The 6055-nt window shown below is 47.5% G+C and carries 9 protein-coding genes; 3 read left to right on the top strand and 6 right to left on the bottom strand.

Annotated features, from left to right (window positions below):
- Window positions 1-70: 70 nt before the first annotated feature.
- Window positions 71-508: a hypothetical protein gene (locus J5224_RS23010; protein WP_264627569.1), complete on the bottom strand. Its 438-nt coding sequence runs from the start codon at window positions 506-508 to the stop codon at window positions 71-73.
- 276 nt (window positions 509-784) lie between these two features.
- On the opposite strand from J5224_RS23010, the gene J5224_RS23005 reads away from it, so the two are divergent.
- The gene (locus J5224_RS23005; protein WP_264627568.1) at window positions 785-2191 is read left to right on the top strand and encodes a GGDEF domain-containing protein; all 1407 of its coding nucleotides are present in this window, start codon (window positions 785-787) and stop codon (window positions 2189-2191) included.
- Here J5224_RS23005 and J5224_RS23000 read toward each other — a convergent pair.
- On the bottom strand, window positions 2182-2457 hold the full coding sequence (locus J5224_RS23000) for a YceK/YidQ family lipoprotein (protein WP_264627567.1): 276 nt from the start codon (window positions 2455-2457) through the stop codon (window positions 2182-2184). The two genes, J5224_RS23005 and J5224_RS23000, sit on opposite strands and share 10 nt — an antisense overlap.
- A gap of 67 nt (window positions 2458-2524) precedes the next feature.
- Window positions 2525-3541 carry a diguanylate cyclase domain-containing protein gene (locus J5224_RS22995; RefSeq protein ID WP_264627566.1) on the bottom strand — a complete coding sequence of 339 codons (1017 nt, stop codon included), beginning with the start codon at window positions 3539-3541 and terminating at the stop codon, window positions 2525-2527.
- 255 nt (window positions 3542-3796) lie between these two features.
- On the opposite strand from J5224_RS22995, the gene J5224_RS22990 reads away from it, so the two are divergent.
- Window positions 3797-4300 carry a phospholipase D family protein gene (locus tag J5224_RS22990; RefSeq protein WP_264627565.1) on the top strand — a complete coding sequence of 168 codons (504 nt, stop codon included), beginning with the start codon at window positions 3797-3799 and terminating at the stop codon, window positions 4298-4300.
- A gap of 137 nt (window positions 4301-4437) precedes the next feature.
- Here the strand turns inward: J5224_RS22990 and J5224_RS22985 are convergent, their stop codons facing one another.
- The gene (locus J5224_RS22985; protein WP_264627564.1) at window positions 4438-4887 is read right to left on the bottom strand and encodes a hypothetical protein; all 450 of its coding nucleotides are present in this window, start codon (window positions 4885-4887) and stop codon (window positions 4438-4440) included.
- 398 nt (window positions 4888-5285) lie between these two features.
- Here J5224_RS22985 and J5224_RS22980 point away from each other — a divergent pair, with 398 nt between their 5' ends.
- Window positions 5286-5513: a YdgH/BhsA/McbA-like domain containing protein gene (locus J5224_RS22980; RefSeq protein WP_264627563.1), complete on the top strand. Its 228-nt coding sequence runs from the start codon at window positions 5286-5288 to the stop codon at window positions 5511-5513.
- A gap of 55 nt (window positions 5514-5568) precedes the next feature.
- On the opposite strand, the gene J5224_RS22975 is transcribed toward J5224_RS22980, so the two are convergent.
- Both J5224_RS22975 and J5224_RS22970 read right to left on the bottom strand, forming a co-directional pair.
- Window positions 5569-5853, bottom strand: coding sequence for a type II toxin-antitoxin system RelE/ParE family toxin (locus tag J5224_RS22975; protein ID WP_264627562.1), 285 nt, complete (start codon window positions 5851-5853; stop codon window positions 5569-5571).
- Window positions 5843-6055 (bottom strand): CopG family ribbon-helix-helix protein (locus J5224_RS22970; protein ID WP_264627561.1); only part of this gene is annotated, 213 nt, incomplete at its 5' end. The genes J5224_RS22975 and J5224_RS22970, both read right to left, overlap by 11 nt.

Below are 6055 nucleotides of genomic sequence, written 5' to 3'. Positions count from 1 at the left end.
ATGATGCACGTTTTGCCAAACACATATATCTTTTCGGGCGATGACGCTGCCGAATGCGTGGCTCCATCGGTTATTGAATAGGTCGCTTCTCTGATTTTCCTGCGGTTTTTTTTTCATTATCATCGGTACATTGTTGGTGATTTGTTGTGATCTTTGTTTTGATGGGCAAACGTGCATCTAAAAAGGGCAGCGTTTGATTATATTTTTTTAATGCCAGCGGGGGAGGGGGGATGTCTAGGTTTTCGCCAGTGAGCACCGTATGTCCACGGACGTGATTCAGTAATAACATAAAGCATATTATTTGTTTTAATTGCAAACGGCGCCCCCTGTGTTGACAAGCATGATATGAGGGGGCGATGTTTTTAATATTCAAAGTGAATGTTATTTCTTGACTCTTGTTATACACTTTGTGTGATGCTTTCTTATTGCACTGCTTTGCATTTACTTCCATTTTATCATGATGATAATTTCCTATGAGCGCTCTATGCTGGTTTATGGTTATAGCCATAATGGTTGACCTCCTGTTTTCGGTTAGTAATAGACCTGAATAACATGTGGAAATAAGTAATAGGTTCTCTGAAAGGCGCCAAAATGAGCATAACGTTTAGGTGAAAAGAAAAAAAACTATTTCCGCTCTTTCCGCAATCAAATGGGTGAGGGTGATTACTGTTGTAAATCTGATGCTGTTGTAGGGAAATAATCCGTAATGAAACTGTTAGCACGGTGGTATATGGCAGATGAATCGCCTATGATAGCATCTGGTTAACCACTTTATGTCCTACCCATGACTATTTCTGTAAAAAACGATTATCATATCGAGCCATTATTGAGTGAATGGCGCACCCTGGTTGACATCACGCAGCCGGAAGCGCATGCCCTGCTGATATCCCTGAGTGATGATGAAATACGCTATCTGGTAGACCACTTTTATGATTACATGCTCAACGATGAGCATGCGCATCGCTATCTGAATACCCGCCAGGTCACAGAACAGTTAAGTATCAGTATGTTCCACTGGTTGCGCAGCGTGTTGGGCAGCTCTCAGCAAGATTTGGCTACGCTACTCGCCCAACAGCACCATGTGGGCGTGGTGCACGCACGCATTGGTCTGCCTATCGATTTGGTGGCACGCGGTGCCCGTAAATTAAAAAACGATCTCTATCCGCTGTTAACCAATAAAGGGGAACACTCTCCTTTTGTTATCAATAGCGCGCTTTGTTTTAGCGGATTGGCAATGGATACCGCTCTGGAAGCGATGACCATAGCCTATTCCCCTACCTATAAAAATGCCATGCGCGATCAGGAACGCTATCGCGTATTGAGCGTGTACGATGACGTTAGCGTAGAACGAGAAAGGCAGCTTGGGGCGCTAATGAACTGGGAAAACCAGTTTATCTATCACGTGGCGACAGAATTACCTTTGGCTGACATTACCCCCCTGGGGCGCTCGGAATTTGGATTATGGTTCTCTCACAAGGGAAAACACCTGTTTGGTTTCCCCGATCTGCTGCGTGAAACGGATACGCTGATCGACAAAGTTGACAGTGAAATCGATGTCGCTTCACCAGGGCAGGTTTCTCAGTCGGAGGAGCGCATGCGCCTGTTACGCCATGTGCGGCAACTCACCGGGCAAATTACGCTGATTATCACGTCCATGTTTGATGAACTGGTCAAGTTTGAAAACGGTAAGGACACTCTGACAAACCTGCTGAATCGGCGTTTTATTCCGACCATTATGCGCCGGGAAATTGCGCTGGCGACCAGCGACAGAAAACCCTTTACGGTAGTGATGATGGACGTGGACCATTTTAAACAGGTTAACGATCGCTACGGTCACGACACCGGCGATGCAACGCTGAAAAGTATTTCAGCCATGATCTACGATCACGTTCGCAGCAGTGATTATGTCTTCCGCTATGGCGGGGAAGAGTTCATGGTGCTGTTAGTGGAAACGTCGCTGCATCAGGCAAAGGTGATCGTCGATACATTGCGTGAAAAGGTGGCCGCAACGGCGATCAGCGCCTTCGGTAGCCAATCGTTTTCCGTTACCCTCAGCATTGGGGTGGCTGAGTTTGATTACCACCCGGATTACCAGCGACTGATCGATAAAGCGGACGCGGCGCTCTATCAGGCCAAAACCAGCGGCCGTAATCGGGTTGAATTACACGGTCGAGACCCTATTTATTCATAAGGGCCGTGTTTCATGTCTATGGGCAACAAGATTGTGTCGGCGAGCATTGAGAGCGGCAGATCGATAATCACCAGGTATTTCCACCAGCGATCCTGAAGCAGCCACTGCACGCCGGGATAGTATTGGTGGCCCTGTCCTTGTCCTTTGACCGTTCGGCTTATGATACTGCCACAGCCAGACAGTTGGCTGGTGATGATCAATGCAATCAGGAATCGTTTCACGGTGTAAACTCGGTTAGCCACTGGGCGGTGAGATAGTGGTGACATAGTGGTGAGACATAGTCTACCTGATAATCAGCGCGGTGCGCGGTATCCGCCTGCTGACAACAAAAGATCAATGCACCTGGCGTCTGCGGTGCTCTTTTTCTTCATACATCACGGTGTCGGCCGCACGCAGGGCTTCATCCGGCGTACTTAGCGCCGGGTTGATGGCAATGGTGCCGATACTGGCTCCCGCGTAGTCTATGTGACAGCCCTCAAGCGCATAGTGTCCAATCAATAATGGACTCAATCGTGCTTTGAAGGTCTGCGCGGCATCCTTAGCATTTTCATCAAGATAAGGGCCTGTCGTCGCGACGATGAATTCATCACCGCCAATACGTCCCAGCATATCTTCTGCGCGTATCCCTTGACTCAGTCGCTGGCCTACTGCACACAGAAAATCATCACCCGTCTCATGCCCGTAGCGGTCGTTAATCAGCTTAAACCCATCCAAATCGATAAAGGCGATGACAACAAAACGTTTAGTGCCTTGCGCTTGTGAGAATAATTGGGGTAACTGATTGAACACCGATCGTCGGTTGGGCAACTGGGTCAACTCATCGGTGTAGGAGAACGCGGTCAGCGCTGCGTTGGCGTCCTGTAATTGGCAGAGTAGCTGCTCTTTCTGGATATATTGAGCAATCAGCTCGGCAAACAGCTGTAATATTTGTTCGCTGCGGCCATCCAGTTTCTGTTTTTCACCGCTGACCGCGCACAGCGTGCCGTACAACGAACCGTCATCCAGACGTACCGGCGTGGTGACGTAGGTGGTGATACCCAGCTGTTTCGCCGCTTGAGAATCGCCCCAATGGCTGGGCACATCGTCAATAATACAGCGGTCTTCCGCTAACGCCCGTCGACAGAGCGTGTCCTCCCAGGGAACGGAAAGCCCTTCGGGGATCTGCATTTTTTTGCTATTACGGGAGAAAAGCACGTGTTGCAAATTTTTACCGGATTCAATACGGGTGAGGTATGTGGATTCCATATTGGTGACAAGTTCAAGCATTTCGAGAAGTTGTCTGACTAACCCCTCGAGTGATTTTTCTGACACCAGCACCGATGAAATCCGTGCGATCAGTGTTTCCTGCATAACCTTTTCCCCCGTATCACTTCAGCTCAACGCACCTTAATTGCGTTGTTTATATAACTATTATATCTGAGAAGAGGACATGTGAAATTGGAATAATCTACAGGTGATGGGTCATTATTAGGTCTATTTGTCGGTCACGTTGACCCTCTGGAGCTCAATGGATGTGGCGTATTCACGTGATCGGCATCAATGCTGAAGGGCGTAGGGCAGCGTAGCGTAACATGCCTACGAAGCATTGATGAGTGGGGCTGCTTTATGAAGAAGATGTTAACCATGGCAACGGTTGGATTGTTGATGACAATGAATGTGGCATCGGCTTCTGTGCAGGTGGGATTCAGCCCTGAAGGGAGTGCAAGAGCGCTGGTGCTGGAAGTGATCAATAACGCTAGCAAATCGATTGACTTGATCGGCTATGCGTTTCAATCGCCAGATATTGTGCACGCCTTGGTAGCGGCGCAAAAACGCGGCGTTGAGGTGCGCTGTGTGATTGACTATAAGCGCAACCAAAATAAAACCAGCAGGTCGGTAATCGAGTATGCCAGGGAGAATAATGTCCAGGTCCGTTTGAGCAAGCATTACCCTATTCAACATGATAAAACGATGATTATCGACGGCAACACTGTTGAAACGGGGTCTTTCAATTTTGCGCGCTCTGCTGAATTTGAAAATTCAGAGAATGTCCTGATTATACGCGATGAGCCTGCTATCGTAGCCGCCTATCAATCGCACTTTACCAGCCGTTGGAACCTTGGGAAATAATCCCTTGGTCATTTAACGCTTATCCCTGATGCGCGAATGACAACACGCTCATCGCTGAGTGCTTTCCTTCCTGCTTTACGGTTTTTGCTTTTGGCAATAGTAGGGAAGGAAAGGCACCTTTCAACGTTGGTTTTTGTCTAATCGACCCACTTCAGACCAGAATCCGTGGTCTCAATATTTTCAGAATCACACTCTGAACCATCGGCATAATTGCAGGTGCCGACCATCAGGAGAGAGACTGACGGATTTTTACCACAAGTTTTTCCGTAAGCTTCATTGGCTAACGTTCGGGATTCGTTGGGCTGAATGGGCTTATTGAAGCTGAAATGCGCGGCATCACACCGGAATCGGCCCTGTTCATTTTTTACAAAAATATAGGCTTCAAATTTCTTCAGCGGGCTGCTTTGCAGGTTTTTTACGGTATAGCTACAAGCGCAGCCGCCTTCAGTATCCTTGAGTTTGCCCTCGGTGATTGCCAGCATTTTGGTTGCAGCTTGCTCCGCAACGGGGGCAGCGGTTTCCGTTGCGCTAACCCAAGTAGACGTCACCAAAGATACCGTAAATAGAGCCAATAGCATGCGTTTCATTGTGTCTTCCCTGTTGAAATAATTAGACCTTATGTCTAGATAATTATATGAAAACAAATAGGAATGTTGAATTTATAAAAACAGCTGTGCGTTGATATGGCTTTTTATTCTGTTAATTTTTTATTGGTGAGCGTGTTCTGCTTTTGCGGGGCAGGATGTGTTTGCATGAGCGGACGATGCGCTGTCATTCACTTTGTATTGTTCGCCCGTCAGGATAGGCAAAAAGGATAAAGCATTGAGACGAAATGAGGGCGGGTAAGGTATTATATTTTGATTCAATTTATTTGAATGATTATAACGATTTTATCTGATATTCACCTCTGAGCGATGGCGCTATGATTTACTCCATCAAAGGCAAATAGCCTTTTCATCAAACATCGAACAGAAGGATTTATATCATGAACGTTATCAAAAAATTTGCCGCAGTTGTTGCTCTTGGTCTGGTTTCTTTCGGTAGCTTTGCTGCACAAGACGTTGGTACGGTGCAAGTGAGCGGTGCAGAAACGCTGAGCGCGTTTGAAGCTCAGGTGGCTGCAAAAGCTGAAGCAGCAGGCGCATCTTCCTACAAGATTGTGTCTGTCACCGGTAACGATCAATTGCGTGGTACAGCAATCCTGTACAAATGATGTCAAGATTGCAGGTGGGCCAGTCAGAAAGGGGAGCGAAAGCTCCCTTTTTTGTTCACCATTTTGATGGTAAACGCCGGTGTGTATGGAAGAGTCGCAGAATTTGGATCTCATTGTCTTTCACACGGTATGGGATGATGTAAGGATAGGGTTGTAACACCAGCTCGCGTGTTCCAATAACGCGGCCAGGTCTTCCCATTGCCGGTTGCTGTGGCAGTAGTTCTGTTACCCGTTGAACTTCGCTGACAAATTGGCGGGCAGTCTGTGGAGCGTCTTGTGCAATGAAGAGATATTCAGCTTCCAGATTGGCCGCTGCTTTGCGTAGCCATCTAATTTCCATGTCTCGAAGAACCTAGCTTTTTAAATAGGCCACTCATCTCATCTGCTGAAATAAAATCGTCAGCATCGGCTTCCTTGATGGCTTGCTCGATCTCTACGATCTGCCAGGCTTCTCGTGCAAGATAATCTTCAATGGCTTGCCCAGCCAAAAAAGAGCGGGTACGTCCAGTGGCTTTGGCTAGTGCTTCCAATTGCGCCGTGAC

Source organism: Candidatus Symbiopectobacterium sp. NZEC135 (genome assembly GCF_025962695.1).
Note: the sequence above shows the minus strand (reverse complement) of the source record. Positions and strands in the feature narration are given on the sequence as shown.

What these genes read in the sequence shown, in the direction of transcription:
- J5224_RS23010 (WP_264627569.1), bottom strand. Translation starts at nt 508, where the DNA reads ATGGCTATAACCATAAACCAGCATAGAGCGCTCATAGGAAATTATCAT.
- J5224_RS23005 (WP_264627568.1), top strand. Translation starts at nt 785, where the DNA reads ATGACTATTTCTGTAAAAAACGATTATCATATCGAGCCATTATTGAGT.
- J5224_RS23000 (WP_264627567.1), bottom strand. Translation starts at nt 2,457, where the DNA reads ATGTCACCACTATCTCACCGCCCAGTGGCTAACCGAGTTTACACCGTG.
- J5224_RS22995 (WP_264627566.1), bottom strand. Translation starts at nt 3,541, where the DNA reads ATGCAGGAAACACTGATCGCACGGATTTCATCGGTGCTGGTGTCAGAA.
- J5224_RS22990 (WP_264627565.1), top strand. Translation starts at nt 3,797, where the DNA reads ATGAAGAAGATGTTAACCATGGCAACGGTTGGATTGTTGATGACAATG.
- J5224_RS22985 (WP_264627564.1), bottom strand. Translation starts at nt 4,887, where the DNA reads ATGAAACGCATGCTATTGGCTCTATTTACGGTATCTTTGGTGACGTCT.
- J5224_RS22980 (WP_264627563.1), top strand. Translation starts at nt 5,286, where the DNA reads ATGAACGTTATCAAAAAATTTGCCGCAGTTGTTGCTCTTGGTCTGGTT.
- J5224_RS22975 (WP_264627562.1), bottom strand. Translation starts at nt 5,853, where the DNA reads ATGGAAATTAGATGGCTACGCAAAGCAGCGGCCAATCTGGAAGCTGAA.